Source organism: Streptomyces sp. NPDC005574, assembly GCF_040605435.1.
In the GTDB taxonomy this organism is placed as follows: Bacteria; Actinomycetota; Actinomycetes; order Streptomycetales; family Streptomycetaceae; genus Streptomyces.
On sequence record NZ_JBEXCW010000092.1, the window covers coordinates 1 to 21,975 of the forward strand.

23 protein-coding genes and 4 pseudogenes are annotated in these 21,975 nt (G+C 68.5%); 12 read left to right on the forward strand and 15 right to left on the reverse strand.

Features of this window, described 5'->3' with window-relative positions; all coding sequences use genetic code 11:
* Nucleotides 1–168: 168 nt before the first annotated feature.
* The gene (locus ABZT03_RS35220) at nucleotides 169–690 is read right to left on the reverse strand and encodes a hypothetical protein (RefSeq protein ID WP_356047004.1); all 522 of its coding nucleotides are present in this window, start codon (nucleotides 688–690) and stop codon (nucleotides 169–171) included.
* Nucleotides 691–1,160: 470 nt separating this feature from the next.
* Here ABZT03_RS35220 and ABZT03_RS35225 point away from each other — a divergent pair, with 470 nt between their 5' ends.
* Entirely contained in the window at nucleotides 1,161–1,592 is a 432-nt protein-coding gene (locus ABZT03_RS35225; RefSeq protein WP_356047005.1) for a hypothetical protein, read from the forward strand.
* Between the two features lie 458 nt (nucleotides 1,593–2,050).
* On the opposite strand, the gene ABZT03_RS35230 is transcribed toward ABZT03_RS35225, so the two are convergent.
* On the reverse strand, nucleotides 2,051–3,811 hold the full coding sequence (locus tag ABZT03_RS35230) for a S8 family serine peptidase (RefSeq protein WP_356047007.1): 1,761 nt from the start codon (nucleotides 3,809–3,811) through the stop codon (nucleotides 2,051–2,053).
* A 169-nt stretch (nucleotides 3,812–3,980) separates the two neighbouring features.
* Here ABZT03_RS35230 and ABZT03_RS35235 point away from each other — a divergent pair, with 169 nt between their 5' ends.
* From ABZT03_RS35235 to ABZT03_RS35245, 3 genes and pseudogenes are all read left to right on the forward strand, one after another.
* Complete coding sequence (locus ABZT03_RS35235) at nucleotides 3,981–4,244, forward strand: hypothetical protein (RefSeq protein WP_356047009.1); 264 nt, start codon at nucleotides 3,981–3,983, stop codon at nucleotides 4,242–4,244.
* Nucleotides 4,156–4,776, forward strand: a pseudogene (locus ABZT03_RS35240) (hypothetical protein); the annotation flags it as partial. The gene ABZT03_RS35235 and the pseudogene ABZT03_RS35240, both read left to right, overlap by 89 nt.
* A 413-nt stretch (nucleotides 4,777–5,189) precedes the next feature.
* Nucleotides 5,190–5,360 (forward strand): ATP-dependent DNA ligase, encoded by a 171-nt coding sequence (locus tag ABZT03_RS35245; RefSeq protein WP_356047011.1) that lies wholly within the window; start codon nucleotides 5,190–5,192, stop codon nucleotides 5,358–5,360.
* A 117-nt stretch (nucleotides 5,361–5,477) separates the two neighbouring features.
* Here ABZT03_RS35245 and ABZT03_RS35250 read toward each other — a convergent pair whose 3' ends face one another.
* Nucleotides 5,478–6,263, reverse strand: a complete 786-nt coding sequence (locus tag ABZT03_RS35250; protein WP_356047012.1) for a DUF2071 domain-containing protein — start codon at nucleotides 6,261–6,263, stop codon at nucleotides 5,478–5,480.
* 570 nt (nucleotides 6,264–6,833) lie between these two features.
* Nucleotides 6,834–7,238, reverse strand: a complete 405-nt coding sequence (locus ABZT03_RS35255; RefSeq protein WP_356047014.1) for a type II toxin-antitoxin system PemK/MazF family toxin — start codon at nucleotides 7,236–7,238, stop codon at nucleotides 6,834–6,836.
* A gap of 166 nt (nucleotides 7,239–7,404) precedes the next feature.
* Between ABZT03_RS35255 and ABZT03_RS35260 the strand changes: the two are divergent.
* Nucleotides 7,405–8,519: pseudogene (locus tag ABZT03_RS35260) on the forward strand (IS701 family transposase).
* Here ABZT03_RS35260 and ABZT03_RS35265 read toward each other — a convergent pair.
* Nucleotides 8,506–8,772 (reverse strand): annotated as a pseudogene (locus tag ABZT03_RS35265) (IS110 family transposase); the annotation flags it as partial. The pseudogenes ABZT03_RS35260 and ABZT03_RS35265 overlap by 14 nt on opposite strands.
* Before the next feature lie 745 nt (nucleotides 8,773–9,517).
* Between ABZT03_RS35265 and ABZT03_RS35270 the strand changes: the two are divergent.
* A complete protein-coding gene (locus ABZT03_RS35270; protein ID WP_356047015.1) occupies nucleotides 9,518–9,715 on the forward strand; it encodes a hypothetical protein in 198 nt (65 codons plus the stop codon).
* A gap of 38 nt (nucleotides 9,716–9,753) precedes the next feature.
* Here ABZT03_RS35270 and ABZT03_RS35275 read toward each other — a convergent pair whose 3' ends face one another.
* The 8 genes from ABZT03_RS35275 to ABZT03_RS35310 form a co-directional block, all read right to left on the reverse strand.
* Nucleotides 9,754–10,329, reverse strand: a complete 576-nt coding sequence (locus ABZT03_RS35275; protein ID WP_356047017.1) for an N-acetyltransferase — start codon at nucleotides 10,327–10,329, stop codon at nucleotides 9,754–9,756.
* Nucleotides 10,326–10,817: a hypothetical protein gene (locus tag ABZT03_RS35280; protein WP_356047019.1), complete on the reverse strand. Its 492-nt coding sequence runs from the start codon at nucleotides 10,815–10,817 to the stop codon at nucleotides 10,326–10,328. The genes ABZT03_RS35275 and ABZT03_RS35280 overlap by 4 nt, the downstream gene beginning before the upstream one ends.
* A gap of 11 nt (nucleotides 10,818–10,828) precedes the next feature.
* The gene (locus tag ABZT03_RS35285; protein ID WP_356047020.1) at nucleotides 10,829–11,644 is read right to left on the reverse strand and encodes a hypothetical protein; all 816 of its coding nucleotides are present in this window, start codon (nucleotides 11,642–11,644) and stop codon (nucleotides 10,829–10,831) included.
* Between the two features lie 242 nt (nucleotides 11,645–11,886).
* Complete coding sequence (locus ABZT03_RS35290; RefSeq protein ID WP_356047021.1) at nucleotides 11,887–12,618, reverse strand: peptidase inhibitor family I36 protein; 732 nt, start codon at nucleotides 12,616–12,618, stop codon at nucleotides 11,887–11,889.
* Between the two features lie 771 nt (nucleotides 12,619–13,389).
* Nucleotides 13,390–13,641 carry a hypothetical protein gene (locus tag ABZT03_RS35295; RefSeq protein ID WP_356047023.1) on the reverse strand — a complete coding sequence of 84 codons (252 nt, stop codon included), beginning with the start codon at nucleotides 13,639–13,641 and terminating at the stop codon, nucleotides 13,390–13,392.
* 1,150 nt (nucleotides 13,642–14,791) lie between these two features.
* Nucleotides 14,792–15,217, reverse strand: coding sequence for a nuclear transport factor 2 family protein (locus ABZT03_RS35300; RefSeq protein WP_356047025.1), 426 nt, complete (start codon nucleotides 15,215–15,217; stop codon nucleotides 14,792–14,794).
* 149 nt (nucleotides 15,218–15,366) lie between these two features.
* A complete protein-coding gene (locus ABZT03_RS35305) occupies nucleotides 15,367–16,677 on the reverse strand; it encodes an alpha/beta fold hydrolase (protein WP_356047027.1) in 1,311 nt (436 codons plus the stop codon).
* Nucleotides 16,678–16,735: 58 nt separating this feature from the next.
* Entirely contained in the window at nucleotides 16,736–16,909 is a 174-nt protein-coding gene (locus ABZT03_RS35310; protein WP_356047029.1) for an NAD(P)-binding protein, read from the reverse strand.
* A gap of 259 nt (nucleotides 16,910–17,168) precedes the next feature.
* Between ABZT03_RS35310 and ABZT03_RS35315 the strand changes: the two are divergent.
* Both ABZT03_RS35315 and ABZT03_RS35320 read left to right on the forward strand, forming a co-directional pair.
* A pseudogene (locus ABZT03_RS35315) lies at nucleotides 17,169–17,643 on the forward strand (cupin domain-containing protein); the annotation flags it as partial.
* A 234-nt stretch (nucleotides 17,644–17,877) separates the two neighbouring features.
* On the forward strand, nucleotides 17,878–18,111 hold the full coding sequence (locus ABZT03_RS35320; protein WP_356047054.1) for a helix-turn-helix domain-containing protein: 234 nt from the start codon (nucleotides 17,878–17,880) through the stop codon (nucleotides 18,109–18,111).
* Between the two features lie 20 nt (nucleotides 18,112–18,131).
* Here ABZT03_RS35320 and ABZT03_RS35325 read toward each other — a convergent pair whose 3' ends face one another.
* Entirely contained in the window at nucleotides 18,132–19,046 is a 915-nt protein-coding gene (locus tag ABZT03_RS35325; protein ID WP_356047031.1) for an alpha/beta hydrolase, read from the reverse strand.
* Nucleotides 19,047–19,438: 392 nt separating this feature from the next.
* Between ABZT03_RS35325 and ABZT03_RS35330 the strand changes: the two genes are divergently transcribed.
* Nucleotides 19,439–19,633 (forward strand): CGNR zinc finger domain-containing protein, encoded by a 195-nt coding sequence (locus ABZT03_RS35330; RefSeq protein WP_356047056.1) that lies wholly within the window; start codon nucleotides 19,439–19,441, stop codon nucleotides 19,631–19,633.
* A gap of 198 nt (nucleotides 19,634–19,831) precedes the next feature.
* On the opposite strand, the gene ABZT03_RS35335 is transcribed toward ABZT03_RS35330, so the two are convergent.
* Nucleotides 19,832–20,440, reverse strand: a complete 609-nt coding sequence (locus tag ABZT03_RS35335) for a TetR/AcrR family transcriptional regulator (protein ID WP_356047033.1) — start codon at nucleotides 20,438–20,440, stop codon at nucleotides 19,832–19,834.
* A 93-nt stretch (nucleotides 20,441–20,533) separates the two neighbouring features.
* Here ABZT03_RS35335 and ABZT03_RS35340 point away from each other — a divergent pair, with 93 nt between their 5' ends.
* The 3 genes from ABZT03_RS35340 to ABZT03_RS35350 all read left to right on the forward strand — a co-directional run bounded on the left by ABZT03_RS35340 (nucleotide 20,534) and on the right by ABZT03_RS35350 (nucleotide 21,937).
* Nucleotides 20,534–21,274 carry an SDR family oxidoreductase gene (locus tag ABZT03_RS35340; protein WP_356047035.1) on the forward strand — a complete coding sequence of 247 codons (741 nt, stop codon included), beginning with the start codon at nucleotides 20,534–20,536 and terminating at the stop codon, nucleotides 21,272–21,274.
* Between the two features lie 70 nt (nucleotides 21,275–21,344).
* Entirely contained in the window at nucleotides 21,345–21,458 is a 114-nt protein-coding gene (locus tag ABZT03_RS35345; protein WP_356047037.1) for an NAD(P)-binding domain-containing protein, read from the forward strand.
* Nucleotides 21,459–21,544: 86 nt separating this feature from the next.
* A complete protein-coding gene (locus ABZT03_RS35350) occupies nucleotides 21,545–21,937 on the forward strand; it encodes an ester cyclase (protein WP_356047039.1) in 393 nt (130 codons plus the stop codon).
* Nucleotides 21,938–21,975: the final 38 nt, after the last annotated feature.

The following is a 21,975-nucleotide window of genomic DNA, read 5'->3' on the forward strand; positions in this document are numbered from 1 at the left end:
GGTGGTCCCGCGACGACGACAGTCGAAGCGAGGCCCTGGTCAGGTGGATCACGCACGTTTGAACGGTGGCCTTGGGCCAGGTCGCCGTGACCGCGATCCTGGGCGCGGTCGGCAGACATCGCTACCGCTGGGCGCGCAGGGCCGCGCACGCCAGGTCGACCATGCGAGTTAGGGGTGGTCGCCGCGTGCGGCCCGGCGCAGGATGTCGCGTTCCCGGCCCGTTTGGGTGTCGAGTGAGTCCTCGTGGTCGATGACGATGGTGTCGTTGGCCGGCCGGGCCCGCTTCTGGGCTCCGTAGGAGTCGGTTGCCTTCACCAGGAGTGCGTCCTGGTGCGCTGCTGGCCAACTCTGGATCAGGTAGGTCTCCGCTACGTCATCGGGCTCTGTGTGGTTGACGGCTGCGTCCCTGCCTCGTGCGTAGATCCGCAGTCGGTAGGTGCCTGGTCCTTGCGACGCCAGAGAGGGCAGATCTGCGGGGTCGTCCATCAGAGGTGTCACCAGCAGTTCCCCAGACGGAGAGTCGCACGAGATCTCGACGATCTCCTCCCAGCCCGGATCGATCTCGGGCCGCTGAGAGTGCGGCTCGACGGTGACACGGACGTCGCCGGTGTGGATCCAGGTCATCACCTCGGCGGCGCCGCCGGTGACTGACACGAGACCGTTGTGCGTCGCGCCGAGGTCATCAGCCACAGGGCCTTGTTCATCTGTGATCTGGATGAGGTGGTACTGGGCTTGCACCAGGGCTGTTCGGCTGTTCACTGGCTGATTCACGAATCTTGTCTTCCGGTCTCGTCGGCTGGGCCTGCCGTCCCACTACTGACGATCGCTTCCCGGGAGTGGGACGGCGGTGAAGGTCACAGCTGGGCGCCGCAGGAAGACCAGGCCGCCGCCCTCGCTGGCTCCTACTACGCGGGCCAGCGCCCCCTCGCAGCCGACGAGGGTAGAAGTAGGCAGCACGGACAACATGCAGATCTACGTCTGCCCGACCTCCCCCGAACATCCACACACCGACCTGATCCAATGAACTTGGCCTGTCACACACTCTCCCGTAGCCGGGGACAGAAGTGCTGCCGAATCTGGGCGTATGACAAACCGCTTGCCTCACCGGTGACCGACACGACCGGCTGGCCTATCGGCGGCGCCGGGCCGCGTTGGAGTCGGTGTTCGCCATCGACCGGCTGTCGGCGCCGTGGGTGATGTGCCCGTCCACCACCGAGGCTGACACCATCCGCGAGTGGCTGACCTGGTCGTCGGTCGGCATGGAAGGCGTGATCTTCAAAAGGCTTGAAGATGCATACCGCCTGTCAGCGAGAGACTGGTTGAAGTACAAGCCGCGCGAGACCACCGAGGCAGTCGTGGGCGCGGTCACGGGCACCCTCACCGCGCCCCGCAGCCTCCTGCTCGGCAGATACGACCACGACGGTCGGCTGCAGTACACCGGCCGCACCGCAACGCTCACCCAGGCAGCCGGCAGCGCAGTCGGCGTACTGCTCGCGCCTGCGCAGCGTAATCATCCCTGGACGGGCTGGTCCTTCTCCGCCGGGTGGGGCAGCCGCGAGAAACTGGACGTCACCCTGGTGACCCCAAGCTGATGGTGGAAGTCGGCATCGATGTCGCCCGCGATGCTGCCGGCCGGTGACGCCACCCCGCACGCTTCCACCGCGCCCGCCCCGACCTCACCCCCACCGGAAGCCGCCGCCGCGGTCCGGGCTGGGACGGCGGCCCGCCGCTCGATCCGGCCGGCACTCCTCGGGGCCGCGGCGCGCGCGGCAGCTGCCCCGCTGCCCGTACGGTCAGCGGGGACACGGCCCTGCAACTCCTCAGGGAGGCGCACGGTGAGCTGGAAACCGGCCCTAGCGGCCTTCCTGAACGCCGCCGGCATGATGGCCCCGACCGCGGCGTACACCACCGCCGAGGCCCATATGCCCTCTGCCGCCCAGCAGTTCGCAGCCCTGGCCGAACAGACCGCACCCCGCCTTGGCCGCGGCCGCGGGCGGGGAGCTGTCGCCGGCGCAGTGCGTGCTGTACGCGGGCGTTGCCGGGCCCTGCGCTAGAAGGTCAGGTTCCAGGCATCGATCTTGCCTGTGTCGGAGGCGGCGTTGTCGTTGACGCGCAGCTTCCAGGTGCCGTTCGCGACCTCCGAGGAGGCGTTCACGGTGTAGGTCTGGGCGATGTTGTCGGCGCTGCCGCCGGCGTGGTCGTGCAGTGTGTAGACGGTGCCGTCCGGCGCCACCAGGTCGACCTTCAGGTCACCGATGTAGGTGTGCTTGATGTCCACACCCACCTTGAGGGTGGCCGGGGTGTTGCCGGTCACACCGGTTACGGCGATCGGGCTCTCCACGGTCGCATTGTCGTTGATGGCGAAGTCCGCGAGGTTCTCGAAGTACTTGCCGGGCGGCGGGGTGGTCCCGACGGCCATGAGGGCGTCGACCTGTCCCTCGCCGAAGAACGAGTTGTTGGCCGTCGTGCCCGTGCAGCGGCTGTCCGAGGGGCAGGCGATGTCGTTGGCCTGGGCGGCCAGCTTGGCGCGGAGCTGCGCCGGAGTGATGCCCGGGTTGGCGCTGGCGATGAGTGCCGCCACGCCGACCACGTGCGGGGTGGCCATCGAGGTGCCGCTCTTGCTGCCGTAGCCGCCGCCGGGGACGGTGGAGTACACGTTGCTGCCCGGTGCCGCGACGTCGATGACGCCTTGCCCGTAATTGGAGAACGAGGCCTTGCTGACGCCCGTGCCGTTGGCCGCGACCGTGACCACGCCCGGCAGCTCGGTCGGGATGTCGAGGCAGGCGTTGGTGATGGTGCGGGTGACTGGCGTCGAGTCGTTCGGGCTCGCGGAGTCGGTCGTCTTGTGGGCGAGGTCGTAGTTCTCGTTGCCCGCGGCGGCGATCTGGAGGGAGCCCTTCCCTTCGGCGTACTCCTGGGCCCGCTTGACGCCCTCGATGATGGCGGCTTGGTCGATGTTGTCCGGGCAGTTGAACTGCCACGGGTCCGTGTAATAGCTGTTATTGGTGACCTTGAAGCCGTGGTCACCGGCCCAGACGAAGCCGCAGATGGTGTTCTCGGCGAAGAAGAAGGAGTTGCCCGGCTCGGCGACCCGGACAGCGGAGATCTTCACCCCGGGGGCCACGCCGACGACGCCCTTGCCGTTCTTGGCCGCAGCGATGGTGCCCGCTACGTGGGTGCCGTGCGTGTCGACGTCCCGCCAGGCGCCGGCACGGGTGTCGGGCTTGCCGTAGGCGCAGGAGACCGAGTCGGCCGCGTTGAAGTTGGGCGCCAGGTCCTGGTGCTGGTCGTCCACACCGGTGTCCAGGATGCCGACCTTGACTGAGGCGGAGCCCGGGTTCACGGCCCAGGCCTGGTCGGCCTTGATCTGGCTCATGTCGGCCCGGACCGGTTCTCCGGCCGGGGTCGAGGCCTGAGCCGGATTGGCCGGGAGCGCCGGGTTGTAGGCGTCGGCCGGGACGTCCGAGGTACGCGTGGCGCCGACCTGCTGCACGCCGGCGACGCCGCGCATGGTGGCGGCGAATCCGCTGGACGCCGAGTGGGCGACGATCACGCCGATGGCGTCGAAGTTCGAGAAAACGGTGCCGCCGTTGGACGCGATCGCGGAGCGGACCGCCGAACTGTCACCGGGGGCGGTGATCACGAGGTAGGCACGCGTGCCGGCCACCCAGGTCGCACTCTGGGAAGCCGACACGGCGGCCGGAGCGTGGGCCTTGTCGGCCGGCGCGGTGGAGGGGACGACGGGGAGCGTGCCCGCGAGGGCGCCCGGGACGCCGAACGCGAGGGCGGCGCCGAGCGTGGCCGCCAGCACCAGCGTGCGTCTAGGTCGGCTGGATATGTGGGGTATCAATGCGTCCTCCGGAGACGGCCCGGCCGTGCTGAGGCAGCGGCCGGGCCGTACGAAACGAGTGGTGGATGCAAGATGTCAGGTGCATGCTCCAGTACGGAAGTACCTTTCCGTGCAGGGACGTTATAGAGGCATGGCTGAAAAGAGACGTACTACGGGCATCGAGGTCGGGATCCGCAGGGAGCTCGGCGACGTCGACCGCGCCCTGGCGTACGCCGCCGACCTGGTGCCGGCCGCGCTGCCCGCACCAGAGCGCCGGACCCGCGCGGCGACCGACACCGCCCGCGGCCCTGGTGGCCGTCGGCGACATGCCGGCCACATCCATCCAGCTGCAACTCGTGGAGCGGACCGGCCGCAGCCTCGTCTGCCGGCGACGTCTCAACAGGCCCAACTGTGAGGATTCAGAAGGGGAGCGGTTCGGCGTCCACCCGTGTATCCAAGGGCCCACCGCCCAGGGACGGTCTCGCAGATCGCCTCCAGGTCGGCCGTTGTACGGCCGACCTCCACCGCCGAACAGTGCCTCGCTCAGTGCACCCACCAACCCCGTCCCCGGATCCGGTCTGCCGCCCGGGCACGCGGCTGAGCCGAAGTGGGACGGCTACCGCGCCCAGCTCGCCCGATGGTCCGACGGACGGATCCCGCTGCGCTCGCGCCGCGGCACCGACATGACGCCCGCCTTCCCCGAGATCCGCGCCGGCGCCACACAGCTACCAGACGACACCGCCCTCGACGGCGAGGTAGTCGTCTGGGACGCCTCCGGCCGGCTCGCTTTCGAGCGGCTCAACGGGCGACTGACGCGTCGCGGTACCGGCTCTGGGCGGCTCGCCTCGCAGTGGCCGGCGCACTTCGTGGCTTTCGACCTGCTGCGCCTACGCAACACCGACCGCACCCCCTGGCCCTACCACCGGCGCAGGGCAGCTCTCGAGGAACTCTTCACAGGACTAAAGCTGAGCGGGGCGCTCGCACTGAGTCCGTCGACCACCGACCCTGACACCGCACGCAATGGCTCGACTGGACCGCCGCCGGCCTCGAAGGTCTCATCTTCAAGCACCTCCAAGCGCCATACCGCCCCGGAACACGGGGATGGAGCAAATGCAAGGTCCGGATCACCACCGAAGCGATCGCCGGCGAGGTCACCGGTTCCCCCGCCGCGCCGCGGACCCTGCTGCTGGGCCGGTACGACAACACCGGCCGGCTTCAGTACATGGGCCGCACGTCCACTGTCTCCGCAACCGCGGCCGCGAAAGTCGCACCGCACCTCTCCCCCGTACACGGCGAACACCCGTGGCGCGGCTGGACGTTCTCGGCTGGGTGGGCCCGCGAAAAGCTGGACCCGATCCTCGTGCGACCCAGCCCGGTCGCCGAAGTCGCCGTCGACATCGCGCGCGACAACACCGGGCGCTGGAGTCACCCCGTCAAACTCCAACGCATCCGCACCGACCTCACACCCCACGACATACCTCAATTCACCAGCTCCGCATCCGAGGCGCCGCGCCAGGCGCCCACCAGGTGAGCACCTGGCGCATGGGACTGAGCTGAGACCGGACCGGGCCGTTACACACCCGGCGCGGCCTCGGCTGCCTCAAGGAACCTCGCAGCTCCCGGTCGGTCGCGTTCTCTCGGAGCACGATCAGGGCGTCGGGATGCCCGCCGGGCCGGTCCGCCGGGCGGGGCGGTCGAAGCGGACCGGGACGCCCGGCGAGTACAGGACGCTCACCGGGTGCCGCGTCGGCGCCGGCAGGCCCGCCGCCGCGATCAGATCCTCCTCGCACTCGACCAGTTCGGCCCGGTGCAGCGGCCAGCGCGGATGGGCGTTGGGCAGGTACATCGGCCGGCCGAAGAAGGCGCTGTGCAGGCCCCAGCGCGCGGTCAGGAAGTGCTCCAGCGCGGTGGGTTCCGCGATCCGTGCGCCCACCCGCACGGTGATCCGGCTGCGGGCGCCGCGCGGAGCGGGCCACCGGCGGCGGCTGGTGTAGGCGACGGTGTCGCCGTCGGTCTCGATCGCCATGCGGGACCACGCGTAGGGCAGTCGGAAACCGGCACGCGCCACGGCCACCGGCACCAGACGGGAGGCGTCCAGCGAGCGGAAGACCACGCCCCGGCGCCCGTGAGCGTCCACCGAGTACAGACGGACGTTCGTCTCGGGGAAGGAACCGAGATAGGGCACGCCCGGCAGACGGAACCAGCCCACGCGGTGCATACGGAACGCCACCAGGCCGACATAGGTGACGCCGTCGAGGGTGTCGGGGACGGTTCCGGGCGGCAGCAGTCCGGCCACGTCCGCCGGGTCGGCCGCCCAGTGCAGGAAGGTCAGGTCGAGCCAGGACTGGGTGAGCAGCGGGCGCGCTATCGCGGCCGGGGCGTCGGGCGTGACCGGGTGCGGGACCGGGGCCGGTAGCTGCGGTGTCTGCGGCACCGCTGCAGTATCACAGAGGGCCGGGCCGGGCCGGACGGTCGGCCGCTGTGGCTGAGGACACATGTCGTTCCGCGGGGGTCGCGGGCTACGGTTCTCCGCAACCCCCATGCAGGCTGGCATCGTGGGCTCACGCGACGACCTCGAACGCCTCGCCGCACTCATCTTGTGCTCGCTCGATGAGCCGCCATTGGGGGAAGGACCACCGGCAGGAGTGGTTTGACGACTGTGAGTACGGTCAATGGGCACGAAGACCGTACCGGCGGTGGCAGCGACACATTCCGCTCCCCCGCGGCGCTGCCGCCGCTGCTCCTGTGCCAACCGAACTGGACACGCTCCTGCTCCACCTCCTGGACGGCCCGGAACGATCCTCCGGCGTCTTGTGTTGTTGACGACGGCCGACTTCTTGTCGACCCGTCCCGCGATCGGGTGCGCCGGAATTTGACCACCTTAGTAGTACTCCAGCCGTAGTTCGTGATCTCGATGGTGAGGGGTACCGAGGAGACAGGTGGCCAGCGTCGATCGTCTGGACGAGATCGGCCACACCATCGGGGGTGTCGGTTCCTTCTCCGCCTACCCGAGGCCGCCGAGACGGAGGGCGTCCCTTATCTCGCCGAGCTTCGCGGTTGTCGCCGGGGTCCACTCCTTCGCCTGTCCGCCGAGACGGAGGGCATCCTCAATCTCGCTGAGCTTCGCGGAGGACAGGACTCCCGCCCGCTCGATCAGGTCGTCCCGGGACACGGTGGTCAGCCACGTGCAAGGAGTAAAGCCTGGACGCGGGAACGCGAACCGCAGCACGCCTTCAAAGGGCAGTCCTTCCATGGCGCCAACTCGCACTTCGACACCCAGACCGCTGATGTCGACGCCCGCCGGAGCGACGACCTGCATCGCCCGGATCCCGGACGCGTTGTCTACCGACAGCAGTACGATCAGCCGCCGCTCGTCGAACTCGACCCACCAGGCTTCGCCACGTTGCACATGTCCTCCTGACACAGGACGGCAGGCGAACGCTGCGCGACCCTGACGCGCTGTGGAGACGGGTGCGGTCACCGTTGATCATCGGTGTGTGAAGACAAACGATCATGCAGTGGCCGCAGGTCACAGCGTAGACCCTGCCCGCTGGCAGGAGGCGTTCGAGGGCCTGATGAGCCGGATCGCAGGCCGGTTCGCGCGGGTCGAACCCCGGCGTCGGGTCCGGCAGTTGGTACTCGGCCTGCTGTCGGACCTGCCGCGCAAGAACTGCTGGACCATCGCCGAGTGGGCCGGAGAGAGAACCCCAGACGGCATGCAGCACCTGCTCGGGCGGGCCAAGTGGGACGCCGACCAAGTCCGCAACGACGTGCGTGGCTACGTGGTGGAGCACCTGCACGACGACCAGGCGGTTCTGGTAGTCGACGAGACCGGCGACGTGAAGAAGGGCACCGGCACAGTCGGCGTGCAGCGCCAGTACACCGGCACCGCGGGCAGGATCGAGAACGCCCAGGTTGCCGTCTACCTGGTCTACGCGGGGCAGCGCGGGCACGCTGCAGTGGACCGGGAACTGTACGTTCCGCGCTCCTGGACTTCCGACTCCGACCGCTGCCGGGCCGCCGGGCTCGGCGAGGAGACAGGGTTCGCGACCAAGCCGGAGTTGGCCGCGCGCATGGTCGCCCGGTTCCTGGACGCCGGCCACCGGGCCGCATGGGTTGCGGGTGACGAGGTCTACGGAGGCAACCCGACGCTGCGAACCGCGCTGGAGGAACGCGGCACCGGCTACGTCCTCGCGGTGGCCTGCTCACACGAAGTCACCACCGGCGCTGGGAAGTTCCGCGCGGCGCCTTGGCCAAGAAGGTGCCCAGGAGGGCGTGGCAGAAGCTGTCCGCAGGGGATGGAGCCAAGGGCCACCGCTTCTACGACTGGGCCGCCATCGACCTCATCGACCCCCGGCCCGGGAGTCGCCAGTTGCTCATCCGCCGCAACCGCAGCACTGGCGAACTCGCCTACTACCGCTGTTACTCGCTCGCACCGGTGCCGCTGACCACCCTGGTCCGAGTTGCTGGATCAAGGTGGCGGGTGGAGGAGTTCTTCCAGTCCGGCAAGGGCCTGGCCGCCCTGGACGAACACCAGGTCCGCCGCTACCCGTCCTGGTCCCGCTGGGTCACCCTCGCCATGCTCGCCCACGCCTTCCTCGCCGTCGTCCGAGCCGACGAACACGCCCGCCACCCCGCACCCGACGCCCTCATACCGCTCACCTGCAACGAGAACCGGTGCAGGCGATGAACTCCGCCCCCAGCAACGGACCCATGCCGGGCATGCTGAGGATCACCTCGGCATCCCGGTGCTCTCGGAATCGGGCCGCGATCCTTGCATCCACCGCGGCGATCTCTTCATCCAGAGCCAGAACGGACCGGGCCAGGGTGTTCACCACGGTGGCGGCTGTGCTCTCCCCGGCCACGGCGGTGTGCTGGGCCTGCGCCGCAGCGACCGCCGCCTCGGCCACCGCCTGGGCGCCTCGGACTTTGCGGTTCTTCAGCGGTGCGGGGCCCGACACGGTGCAGATCCTCCAGCGCGGCCTCCGCGCGGGTCGGGTCGAAGGGATGCCACAGCCGCCACCCCTCCTTCCTGAGGGGCTGGACGGCCTCCCAGCACGCCCGTGTCTTCCCCGTCGACGAGCTGCCCACCAGCACCACGATCCCGCTGCGGCCGGCCGCAGCCGCTCGAACCGCTTCGCCCAGTACTTCGTCATGCGCGCGTGGCACATAGCTGGGCAGGGCCCGGGGCCCGGACCCACGAGAGCCTGGAGCGGTCTGCTTGGGCCCCGCGGGGTGGATCTCCAGATCGTGCGGCTCCCACTCCGCAATCGGCCTGCCGGGCCCCGGATGCTCACCGACCCCACCCTTGCCGACTGCGGCGGCGTCCCGTCGTAGCGCCCACAACTCCTCGCTCGGCAACTTCAGTACGCGAGCCAACTCCTTCACGGTCCTCTCCGAAGGAACAGGCCCGTCAGTCTGGAACGCCTCCGACACCGTCGTACGGCTCAGCCCCGCCAGACCGGCCAGAGTCTTCTTGTCCAACCGCATGCGGTTCAGCCCGCCATCGAGTCTCCGGCGTAGTTCGGTGAGTGCCAGATTTTCTCCGCCCTGCTCCTCGTGCACGTCCTCGCCCCCCGGCCGTGATGTTGTTCGCCGTGTTCAATCTTTGTCCCGGCTGACAGCGGCGCACACGACTTCCGCGACCTTCGACCACGTCAACACCCCACCGTGTACAGGGAGCTTGCCGTGAGCGTCGCCGTTGTCCTCCTCACCGCCACACTCGTCATCGTCATCGCGCTGCTCGCCGCGGCCGGCGCGGGCAAACTCGCCCGCATGGACGGCGCCACCTACCCCGCCGCCCTCACCCGCGCCGCCATCACCCTCGCCACGGTCATCACCCTCGCCGCCACCGTGACCGCAACCCTCACCGCCCTCCTCACCTGAACGGCGGGGGTTGCTCGTCGAGCCCTGCACGCGTCCATTCAGGACCCCTCGACCCGCAAAAGCAGCAGGTCGTAGACCGGGCCAGAGGGGCCGTTGCGGTACGGGCCGGCGTACCGGTAGCCGAGGCGTTCGTACAGCGTCCGCCCGGCGGGGTTGTCGGGCCGTACCAGCAGCGAGGACCACTCGGGGTCGATCGCGGTGAGCAGCGCGGTGTGCAGGCGGGTGCCGATTCCCTGGCCTTGCCAGGCGGGGGTGACGGCAAGTTCGCACAGGCCCATCAGCCGCCCGACGCGGGCCGGTTCGGGGATCTGCGGGAGCAGGTCACTGCCGTACCAGTACTCCGCCGTGCAGGGGAAGGCGTAGCCGAAGCCGACCATCGAGCCGTGGGCGTATGCCGCGACCAGGGTGAAGCCCTCTTGGTGGTTGCGGATGTGGCTGAGGACCTGGCGGCGCAGCGCCGGCACGGACAGGCCCTCGCTCTGCGCTGCGGGGGTGTCGGCGATCTCCGGGTGGGCGTCGGCCCACAGGTCGGCGATCGTGTCGACCAAGGGCGGCACCTGCCCGGGGCCGTAGGTGCGGATCACGACGTCAGTGCGGGTGCTGGGGGTGGTCACGCCCGTCCTCCTCCGTTGGCGGTGGTGATGGTGCGGTACTCCTCGATCCAGTCGGCGACCGCGGGGACGCGGCTGTGTCGTTGGAGTGCGCCCGAGACGTCGTGCAGCGATTGCAGCAGCCGGCCGGAGCGGACCTCGGGGAGATACGCCAGGACCCGGCCCGCGGCGTCGGCGGCGGCCTCCGGCTCGGGCCGGTCCCTCACCGCATGTTGGACGGCGACGTCCGCCGTGTACAGGGCGGAATTCCGGGCGAAGGCGCCGCCGTGCAGCAGCACCGCCTGCTCCGCCCCCGCGGCCGCCCGCTCGTGCTGCCCGAGGTCGGCCCGGGCCAGCGCCTCCAGCCCGGCCAGCTCGCCGGGCGCGTAGAAGTCCAGCCAGTTCGGGTCGGCTTCCGCGGGCCCCTTGGCGTACAGGTGGTGGGCTTTGACGATCGCCCGGTCGGTCGCGCCGGCGTCACCGATCAGCGCCCAGCCCCGGGCCTCACGCATGTGGAACAGGCTCAGCAGCCGGGGGAGCCGAGGCTGCGGGCGACGGTCTGCGCGCCCTGCGCGGCCGCCACCGCCTCGCGGGGGCGCCCTTGCGCCTTGGCCAGCAGGCTCAGGCAGCCGAAGGCGTGCGCCTCCAGCTCCGGATCGCCGGAGATCCGCGCGGCCGCGAGGGCCTCGCCGTACAGGGAATGGGCATCGCCCGGGCGGCCGGAGTCGAAGGATAACCAGCCCGCGGCGATCGACAGCGAGCCGACCGCCGTGCGGAGCCTGCGCTCCGTGGCGACGCTGCAGGTGCCGTTCTGCAGCCACTGGTAGACCTGGTGCAGGGTCCGGGAAGCCTCCTGGCGCAGGGTGACCGAGCCGTGATCGTGGTCTTCGGCGTACAGCGTGGCCACCGCTCGGGTCACGGCCCGCACATGGGTGGCGCCGATCCTCCCGGGCGGGTCGCCGCCGGCGAAGGAGACGCCCAGGACGGCACCCGCCCCGTCGCGCAGGACGTCGCGCCGGTCCACCGGATCACGCTCCTCCCGTGGTCGCGGCACCGTGCTGTCCGCGGCCGCGGACAGAGCCGCGGCCGCGCGGAAGTCGAGTTCCTGCATGCTGCGGCCGGTCATCCTGGTCAGGATGCGCCGGTAGACCGCCCGGGGGCAGTCGACTTCCCCGTCCTCCCAGGCCGCCACCAGGCGCGGCCCGCACCCGACGTGCTCGCCCATCTCCTCGCCCGCCTGGCGCACCCCAGCGGCGAATTCCATCCGGCTCATCTGGAACTCCTCCTCGCGCACGCGGCGCAGCACCGAGTTGGGGATGGTGCTGCGGCGGTCGGCCATGCCCGGCTCCGGGAATCGGCGGGTTGGAGGGGTGCGGCGACCGTACCGCCCCCTGCCCGTCCTGTTGTCCTGTCGCGCTGAAGATTGAGCAATGTCATCGAAGGTTGAGTGAATGCGGCTTTCACGTTCGGCGCACGCACGAGGCCTGCGTCGGGACCTGGCCCGCACCGGCGTGCCGGTCGGGGGCCGAACTCCGCCGGACGCGGCCGTCCGGGGGAGTTCGGTGTGGACCGGGTCTCGGCTCAGCCCAGTTGTTGGGCGTTCAGGCCGGTGAGGCGTTCGTAGGCGGGGTTCTCGTCTGGGTAGAGGACCTGGATGTCGATGGGGAGGGCAGTGCCGGGATCGACGCTGTGTCCGCCGCCTTGGGGGGAGCCGAGCAGGACGGCGCCGTCGGTGCCGTTACGGAGGATCTCGCCCCAGAAGGCGTCGGTGAAGCTCTTGGACAGTGAGGTTCCCTCCGGCAGGTCGCCGAAGCCCACGGCCCATTTCATGACGCGGGTGTCCTCGGCGTGCATCGTGAGCCGGTAGGAGTAGATGTGCCCCGGGCCTTCCGCCCAGTGGCCGCGCAGTGCCTGGTCGACGCGCAGGTTCCCAACGAAGCGGGACGCCAGCGCGGACTGGGCCTGGTCGTTCCAGGAGCCGTTCGGACTCCCGGCCATGGGGATGGAGGCCAGGTTCGCGATCGAGGTCCCCCGGTCCACCGGCAGTGAATGCCCCTGCTGGTTGGCGGCCGAGAAGAGCGCGTTGTCCTCGACCGTGTTGTTGACGACGGCACTCACCCCGTCATTGCTGTGGTCGAACCCGTACTCGGAGAAGTCGTTGATGTACGCACCCATCGGAATGGCCAGAATCTTGTCGCCACGCCCCGGGGTCTGGCCCGCGTTGAAGTTGCTGGCCCGGTAGAGGCAGAAGTTCCCCTCGGGGCACGCCTCGGCTCCCTGGCCGTAGATCAGCTTCGGTTCCTTATCGCTCACTGCACTCCCTTACCGCTAACGGCAGCCGCCGGGTTCTGCGGACCGTGGCTGCGCCAGATGTTGTAGGCGGGGCTTGAGCCCAGCACGTCGTGACGACCGGCGGCGCAGATGCCCGACCGACACACTATGTGGTGCCTCAACGACTCAAAGTGACGACACGTGAGAGACGCATCGGGTTGAGGAGGGTGTCGACCAAGACGTCGCCGGCCACTGTCTGGACGGCGAGGTCGACGATGCGGGCCTCCGGGTCCAGTCCGGTCGTCTCGCAGTCGAGGACGACCGCCTCCGGGTCGGCCAGGACGGTCCGGGCCCACGCGGCCTCTTCGACGATCTCGTCCCGGCTTGTCTATCGGCGCGTTCGCGCGCTGCCTGGTCGGCGCGGAGCCGCGCGGCGCGTGCCTGCGCATCTCGCTCGGCGCAGGGTGGGCACCGCCGCGGCCCGTGCCACACGTTGGCCGCCCGGGCGGCAGCGATCTCCTCGTCCGTCGCGGTCACCGTCTGGCAGTCCCGGCCGGGGCAGGTGCGCGATCGCACCACGATCTGCTCGGCCTCGAACTGCCGTCGGATCGTCCGGTGCAGCCAGCAGGTCGCGCACCTCCCTGCCGGCCTTGCGGGTGAGGGGCGAGCGAGACCCGGCCGCAGGGCCTGCAGGCCCGCGACTTGGAGCTCCAGGCGCTCCTGCTGCTCCGATCGGCGCGTGCGCGACGACGCCACCATGGCGGCCGCGCGTCTACTCATCCAGGGAAGAAGGACGTGCCATGACTCAATCCTTCACAGAATCGAGTCTCGATTCGAACCGGGGCGGTTCAGGCGTTCATTGGATAGGTCGACGGTGAGGTCCAGGCGGTGTCGTGGCGGTCCGGGTACGTTGATGTCGTGCGGAGAAAGGAAGTCGCCGACCCAGTTCAGACCAAGGAGAACGGCGACGAGGTGCTCAGCCATCCATGCACCGGCCGCGTGGAGGAGGTCAGATTCCTCGGAGCCAATGAGCGTGATGACCTGAACGTCTGTCTCGCGGGTCACGGTCTCGACGGGCCCGTGGTACATCTTGTACCCGTGAGAGGGCTGGGGGCGGCCAATCCGTGTGATGTTCTGACTGTCCTCGTTAATACGTCTGTCCTTCCGTTAAATACCCGTCCGTGGCGGTGTGCCTGCGTCGCCCGTCCCGGAACGGGGCCGGCACGGTGCGGGGCTGAGTGCCTACTGCTGGACTGGGAGAGAGTTTCGCGTGGTCGGCTTGGGACGTCTGCGAGTCCACCGAGGAGGCGAGCCCCCCATGGGGTCAGCCAGAGTTTGCCCGCAGGCTGCAGCCATGATGGCAGTGAACCTCAACCGTGATGGAGCTGTTGAACCTTCCCCTCGTGGTTGCTCGTGCATTCCGGGTCTATGCAGAAATAGATCTTGCTGATCAGTAGGCCTCGGATGTGAAGTCGTTACAGAAGAGGCCGGTGGAGATTTTGCCGTCGGGCCGGAACTCGCCACCGCCCGTGATGCCTCACTTTCGCCCCTCGACGATCACACGACCGCTCGTCATGATGTCCAAACCGTCGATGTCATATTCCAGGCGTTCAAGGTCCAAGCGTCGAGTCAACTCGACGATGGAGCCGTTGCCGTACCCGAAATCATACTTGGGCAATTAATACTCGACGTGTCGGCGAGGAGGAGGCCAAGATTCACATCTCCCCCGTCCGCCAGCCTAAAGAACTCTCTGACAATCTCATGCCGCTGAGCTAGTCTAGCCGTTCAATTGGGCTAGCCGTTCATTATGCAGAGTTTGGCCACTGCTGCTGCGGCCTGTCTTTATTCTATTCATCCGCGACCTTACGATCCGGATAGTCATCCCCGTCTTGCCTGGAAAAGTCCACTCAGGGCACCAGCCATATCAGCATTCATACCGTGCGGCGACATGCCTCGTGGGGCGGGGACCTCGAGCTCGTGACCCTCTACCGCCGCCGCCCGGGGCGATCGGCGAAATCGCCACCCCAGGCGATGACGCTCCGCGTTCGGCTAGGCCCGGTTCCGGGGGCACCCCAGCGATGCCTCGGACAGGCGGGCCCGCCGTACAGCCGGGTCGAGGGCAGACAGGCCGAACGAGCTCCCAGTCGCTCCGGCACATGAGACTTCGGTCGACCTGACCTTCCCTCAGCTGTCTCGGCGGGCTGCTGAGGGAAGGTCACGTAGAGGAGGAACCGGCTGCTGGGTGTACGGCCGGCGCGGTCACGGGGTCGAGGTAGAAGCGGGCGTGCGCAATCAGGCCATCACGTTCGACCCAGATGACCGGTCCGCCGAGCTCGGCGGCATCGCCGTTGACCCTGGTGCCTGTCAGCCGCCATTCCGACCAGACCTCGTCGCCGTTCACAGCGGTGCGCAGAACCTCGGCCTGGATATCTGGGATTTGCCCGAAGATTCCCGCCCAGTTCCGCACCACCAGGTCGTTGCCCGTGAAGTTCAGCGATGGGTGCAAAGGAATGACCGCCCTGTAGTCAGAGGTGAAGGCGTTTCCAACTCTCTGTGCGTCGTGGGAGTTGATGGCGTCACGGAGACCCTGGACGCTGGCTGGCAGCTCGGAGGTGGCGGGAGTGGTAGGTGTGAGGTTCACGAGAGATCTGCTTTCATTCGCTGACGGGTGATTGTCTTGGGCCGCTCGCCGAGGGCTTGACGAATACGGCAGCAGGTAGGAGATGTCACTTCACCGCTCTTGTGGGCCGCTCGTTTGGCAGAGACGCACTCGGCGCGGTCGGGGGTCGCTCAGAGGAACTGCCGGAGAACCTCGAGCATCGCTCGTGGGTTCTCCTCGGCGGGGTAGTGCCCTGCGTCCGGGATCGTCACGGTGCTGACGTCCTCTGCCGCGAGCCGCATCGTCTCGCCCACGCCTTCACCCAGTCCTCGGGCGCCGCCGATGGCGAGGATCGGCAGGGTCAGATGGTGATGCTGCCGCAGCTGGTTTTGGAGCATCGTCTCCTCCAGGGCCCGGTAGGGCTCGAAGCTGGTGTGCAGGGCAGCTGGGTCGCGGATGATCGCATCGACGTACTCTGCGACTGCGTACTCGGGAATCGCCGTGGGCGTGGATGCCTTGGTGCGGAACTGCTCGGAGAAGAACTCGAGCTCGCGTCCTCGGACGAGGACCTCGTTCAGGACCGGCAGGCGGTTGAAGCCGAAGTGCCAGAGCTTCTCGTTGACCTGGACGCCACTGAAGATCGGGGCCGATGGTGTCAGTCCGGGGATAGCAGCTTCGACGACGGCCAACCGCTCCACCACGCCCGGGTGGTCGGCGGCCAGGGCGTACGCCGTCCACATGCCGATGTCGTGCCCGACCATGGAGAAGCGTTCGTGCCCCAAGGCCGCCATCATCTCGACCATGTCGCGGGCGAGCGTGGCAGTGTCGTAGCCGCTGTCCGGCTTGTCCGAGGCGCCGACTCCTCGTGCATCGGCAGCCACGACGCTGAACCTCGCCGCCAGGGCCGGCATGACGTGCCGCCACGCGTACCACGTCTGCGGCCATCCCGCGAGCAGGAGCAGAGCCGGTCCAGTGCCACCAGTGACGGCGTGCAGTCGGAGACGACCCGTGTCGACGAAGCCGCTGCAGAAGACGTCGGCGAGCCCAGCCGGTAGCTGGGGGACGGTCCGAACGGTGCCGGGGGGATTGTCGGGGATGCGGTTCACGTGTGGCTTCCTAGGTTCGAGACGGACGCTTCGGTGTGGGGGGGAACCGGGAGGGGTGTGGAACCAGGACCGGTAGCGGCTACGAGGGCCACGACTGCCGCGGTGAGCAGAACGGTTGAGGCGTCGATGCCGAGGATCATCGGCGAGCGGCACGATGCCGAATGCCTTGCCACCAGACCAGGTGATGCCCAACTCCGGTGACGTGCCCGCCGGGGTAGGTGCGACGGCCCGCCAGGCCACCGCGCCGGCGAAGGCCGGGACGGTCGCGCCGGTGGACACCCGCGCGAGTACCCTGCTGCGGGCCCCGTCGGCACCGACGATCAGGTCGGCGCTGCGCGTCTGCTGCTCGCCGTCGCGCACGAACGTGAGTGTCCCGTCCCGGTCGGCGTCAACCATCTGCGCGCCGGTATCAGGGCGTCTGAGTCTAGTGAACCCGCGCAAGACGCAGTGGAGTTCAGCGCGGTGGACCCCCAGGGTGGCAGGCGAGTCCGGTGCCCACCCCTCGGATGTGGGGGGCCTGCTCCAGGACAGTCACTGGCCGGCCGCAGCGGGTCAGCGCGGTAGCGGCGACCAAACCGGCGATGCCGCGGCCTGCGATGAGGGCTGCCGACGTGTTCGATATGGGCATAGTTTCAGCATCTTTCAACCTGATTGAGCAATGTCACGTTCACACGCAGCCCGAGCTCCGCACGTCAGCAGTGAACCCGCCGATCAAGTCGACGTACACGGCCTAGCCGCAGCCTTCATCGTTTCTCCCGGTCGCCATGTGGGCTTCTCACGCTATGAGGCTGTGCGGCGGCGGACCATGTCCGTATGCCGCGCACTTCCTATCCGCCTGTCGCACGCGGTGAGTGCGTTAATGTCGCGCTGTGGACCTCATATCTGAAGTGCTTCGGCTGTCGGGCTTCCGCGGCACCCTCGGTCCCTGGATCGCGGCTGGCAGTGACTGGTCGATCGAGCTGTCCGATAGTCCGGCCATGGCCGTGCACGCCGTCCTGGCCGGAACCGTCTTGTTGAGTCAGGTTGATGGCAGGCAGTCCGAGCTGACGGCTGGTGACGTGGTCCTCCTACCGGCAGAAGTGTCGCATCGCCTGGGCGACGCCTCAGGTTTGGCCAACCCGGCCCAACGGGTCTCCGCCTCGGCCTCCTCGGCGGAGCCAGAGCATGGGCCGCTGCGACTGGGCAATGGCCCGGTTCGGAGCCGGTTGCTGACGATCTTCTACGACTGCGACGACGCGGACGCAAGTGCTCGACGAGGTACCCGGTGTCGTGTACATCCCTGGCGGCGAGGTAGGGGGCGCGCACCTGGGGGACACCGTCAAGCTGATGGAGCGAGAGCTTTCGCGGCCACAGCTCGGTACGCCCACGATCGTGGACAGTCTCGTTGAGGTTGTGCTGATTCAGCTGGTGCGTGCGTGGTCGGCGCTGAACCCGACGCAGCAGCGCGGGACATGGCTGGGCTGGGTCGAGGATCCGCTGGTTCGCGAGGCGATCGAGCGCATCCACGCTGACCCTGCGGCCCAGTGGACCGTCGACAGCTTGGCCTCCGCGGCGTCGGTGTCGCGAGCGACGCTGTCACGGCGGTTCCAGTCGAGCATGGCTCGAAGCCCCGCGAGGTATCTCGCTCAATGGCGGATGGACCTCGCGGCGATCCGCCTCCGCGACACCGCAGAGACCGTGGAGGACATCTCGGCGCAGGTGGGCTACCGATCCGTGCCCTCTTTCACCCGCGCCTTCGCACGCGATCGCGGATCTTCCCCCGGTGCTTACCGTGCGCAAGTGCGTGCAAGCAGAGCACTGGAGCCCCGTGCGCCTGGCCGCCGCCTCTGAGGCCGGCGGCATCACTGTCCTCACCGGAGCATGCGCTCGGTCGTTGCCGTCCTTTGCGCAGGACCGGGCGCGAGGTTGCTGCTCGCTGCCCACCCGCGAATCGTGACTGCCACTTGGTCGAGATGGGACTCGAGCAGGAAGTGCCCTCCGTCGAGGAGCATCACTTCGGCGTGCGGCGAGTCGCGACGGAAGGCCTCCGCGCCGGCAGCTGCGAAGATCTCGTCATTGCGGCCCCACACGACGAGGACAGGCACCCCGCTGCGACGCAGCCACGCCTGCACATCGGGGTACAGCGAGCGGTTGCTCGCGTAGTCTGCGAACAGATCCAGTTGCGCGGCATCGATGCCCGGGCGGGCGAGGAGAGTTACATCATGTTCCCACGCGTCCGGGTCGATTAGCGAGTCGTCGGGAACGCCGTGCTTGTACTGCCACTCGACGGCCTCCCTCTCGAGCGCCGGTCGCAGCGCGGCCTCGTTCTGCGGGCTACGATCCGCCGCATAATCCCAGATGGGTTTCCAGAAGCTGGGGACGAAGCCCTCTTCGTAGGCGTTGCCGTTCTGGCTGATGACGCCCGTGACGGCGTCTGGATCGGCGAGAGCGAGTCGCCACGCGATTGGAGCGCCGTAGTCCTGCACGTACACCGTGTACTGCGTGATGCCGAGCCGGCTCAGGAAGCCCCGGGTCACTGCTGCCAACGCGTCGAAGGTGTAGCTGAACTGGCTGGTGGTGGGTGCCGACGAGCGCCCGAAGCCGATGTGGTCCGGGGCTATGACCCGGAACCTGTCGGCGAGGGCCGGCACAAGGTGCCGGAACATGTGCGAACTGGTGGGGTACCCATGAAGCAGCAGGAGCACCGGCGCGTCCGCTGCGCCTGACTCGCGGTAGAAGACGGTGAGGTCGTCGACCCCGACAGTGCGGTGATGGACAGCAACCACGCTAACTCCTAAACTCTACTTTAGTGGTTAGTTAGCTCAGCGAAGCACGCCACAGTCGATCGGTCAAGTGGGAGGTAACCGTGCAGAGCCCGGAGGACGTACTGCTCGCCGTCCTCAACAGCACACCCGTGGTGGACGGCCGAAGCACCGACGAGCTCGTCGGGCTCGACGGTCGAGCACGGCTGCGCACTTTGGGCGGGAGCGGGACCGCACGCGAGCTCGCTCAGGTCCGGGCAGTCCGAGATGCGCTACAGGCGCTGCTGCGCGGCGAGGATGACGGAATCGCTCATGACGTACTCCAGCGCCCGTTCGAAGGCGTCTCACAGGTGCCGCTCGTCACCAGCGACGGTGTCGACTGGGAGGTGCGAGCTGATCGAGACAAGCGCCTAGCCGTGAACATCATCCTCGCCTGGTCAGACGTCACACGCCAGCTACCCGGCAGGCTGCGGCCATGTTCGAACACCGAGTGTCATCTGTTCCTCATCGACCGCAGCCGCCCCGGTACCGCACGGTGGTGCTCCATGGCGACGTGCGGGAACCGCATGAAAGCCCGCGCACATGCTCAGAGGCAGCGGAAACGGCCATAGCGAGCCGCAGGCAGTGCGCTGCGCCTGCCAACGGACGGTCCATGGACGAGTGAAGGAGCTCGCTGACGCACGCAAGGTGACCAGGAGAAGCTGCGCCCGACGAGCCGGCGACTTCTCATCCCCGTACGGCGAGCCCCCGAGGCGGACACGCCGTCAGAAGCGATCCAGCCTGGAGGGGGCCGACAGCCGTACGCCGTCTCAGGGGAGCGGCCAGTTGCGGAGGGCGGCGTCGGCCATGCCCTGGAGTTCGTCGCGGGGGACACCGCTCGCGGCCTGCACGGCGATGCCGAACGCCAGGGTGGTGACGTAGCGGGCCAGTAGACCCGGGTCTGTCTCCGGAGGCAGTTCGCCGTCGTCGACGGCCCGCTGGAACCGTTCTCGGACGCAGGAATAGCTGTTGTCTCGCCAGGTGATGAGAAGGTCCCGGACTTCCCGCCCGGAGTCGCTGGCGGTCAGGGCACCCTGGACGCCGAGGCACCCGTTGGGTTGGGCGGGGCGGGTGGTGGTTCGGATGGCGCCGGTCAGGATCGCGGCGGCGACGCCGTGGGCGGTCGGCTCCTCCAGAGCCCGGGGCAGGTACGCGCTCGGGCCTTCGGTGTAGCGCTCCAGGGCCTTGCGGAACAGCTCCTCCTTGTTGCCGAAGGCCGCGTACATGCTGGTGGTGGAGATGCCCATGGCGTTCGTCAGGGTGGCCAGGCTCGCCCCCTCGTAGCCGTGCTCCCAGAACACCAGCATGGCGCGCTCGAGAGCCTCGTCGGCGTCGAATCCTCGCGGTCGGCCGATCGGGCCGCTCTTCCTCGTCTCCACCCCCACATCCTACCTCTTCCGCATCGATCGCTACGGAAGTGCTATGTTCGACTTCTGCAGCGATCGCTGCAGAAGTCGAGGAAGGCCGTTCACGTGGGACTACTTCAGGGCAAGACCGCGCTCGTGACCGGGGGCAGCGCCGGAATCGGACTGGCCAGCGCCGTGCGGCTGGCGGCCGAGGGCGCGCACGTCTTCATCACCGGCCGGCGCAAGACCGAACTCGACGCGGCCGTCGAAGCGATAGGTCCGGCGGTCACGGCGGTCACCGGTGACATCGCGAACCTCACCGACCTGGACCGGCTCTACGAGACGATCCGCAACCGGGGGCGCGGCCTGGACGTACTGTTCGCGAACGCCTCCGTCGCCGCGCTCGTACCGCTGGAGGAGGTCACCGAGGAGCACTTCGACACGCTCTTCGACATCAACGTCCGCGGCACGCTGTTCACCGTCAAGAAGGCCCTGCCCCTGCTCAACGACGGCGCCTCGGTCATCTTGAACGGCTCCACCAACGTGGACGTCGGCGATGAGGGCCTCGGCGTGTACGCGGCGTCCAAGGCCGCCACCCGCTCGTTCGCCCGTACCTGGGCCAACGAACTCAAGGCACGCGGCATCCGGGTCAACACGGTCACGCCCGGACCGACCGACACCCCTGCCCTCTCGGCGCTCACCCCCGCACCCGAGCAGTTCAAGGAGCACCTGGCCGCCCGTGTGCCGCTGGGCCGCCTCGGGAGGCCGGAGGAGATCGCCGCCGCCGTGACCTTCCTCGCCTCCGAGCAGAGCAGCTTCATCACCGGTTCGAGCCTGTACGTCGACGGCGGCCTGAACCAGATCTGAGCGCTACGCGGCACGGGCGTAGGCGCCCGACCGACGAAGTTCCTCGTCATGTCCCGAAGCGGAACCACCTATGACAACAATCGGCATCATCGCCGCAGGCGATGTCAGCAGCCAGATCACCCGTGCGGCAACAGCGAGCGGATGCGAAGTCGTCGTCGCCAACTCACGGGGCCGGACTCGCTGAAGAACCTCATCACCGAACTCGGCCCGGCAGCACGCGATTTCGAGGTCGCGGCTGCCCCTCTGGCCGCCCCACAGGAAGGTCATCCGATGTCGGACAGTGATCTGCGCGCGTTCTACCTGCGCTATATCGAGGCGCTCAACGCCCACAAGTTCGATGGTATGGACGAGTTCATCAACGACCGGACCACGCTGAACGGCGAGCCCGCCACCCGGGAGGATCTCCTCGCGGTGCAGAAGCACGACGTGGACGCGGTTCCGGACCTCCACTGGGAGCTCAAGGAACTGCTCTTCGACGGTGACCGTCTGGCGGCGCGTCTGGTCAACACGGGCACTCCGGTCAAGGAGTGGCTCGGCGTGGCTCCCACCGGCGCCTCGTTCGAGATCGTCGAGTACGCCATCTATCAGGTCCGCGACGGGCGGTTCGTGCACATGACGGCCCTGCACGACGCCGGCGAACTGCTCCGGCAGCTCACCGGCTGACCTCCGCGACCGACGTCAGCGACTCGCAGAACAGGCCG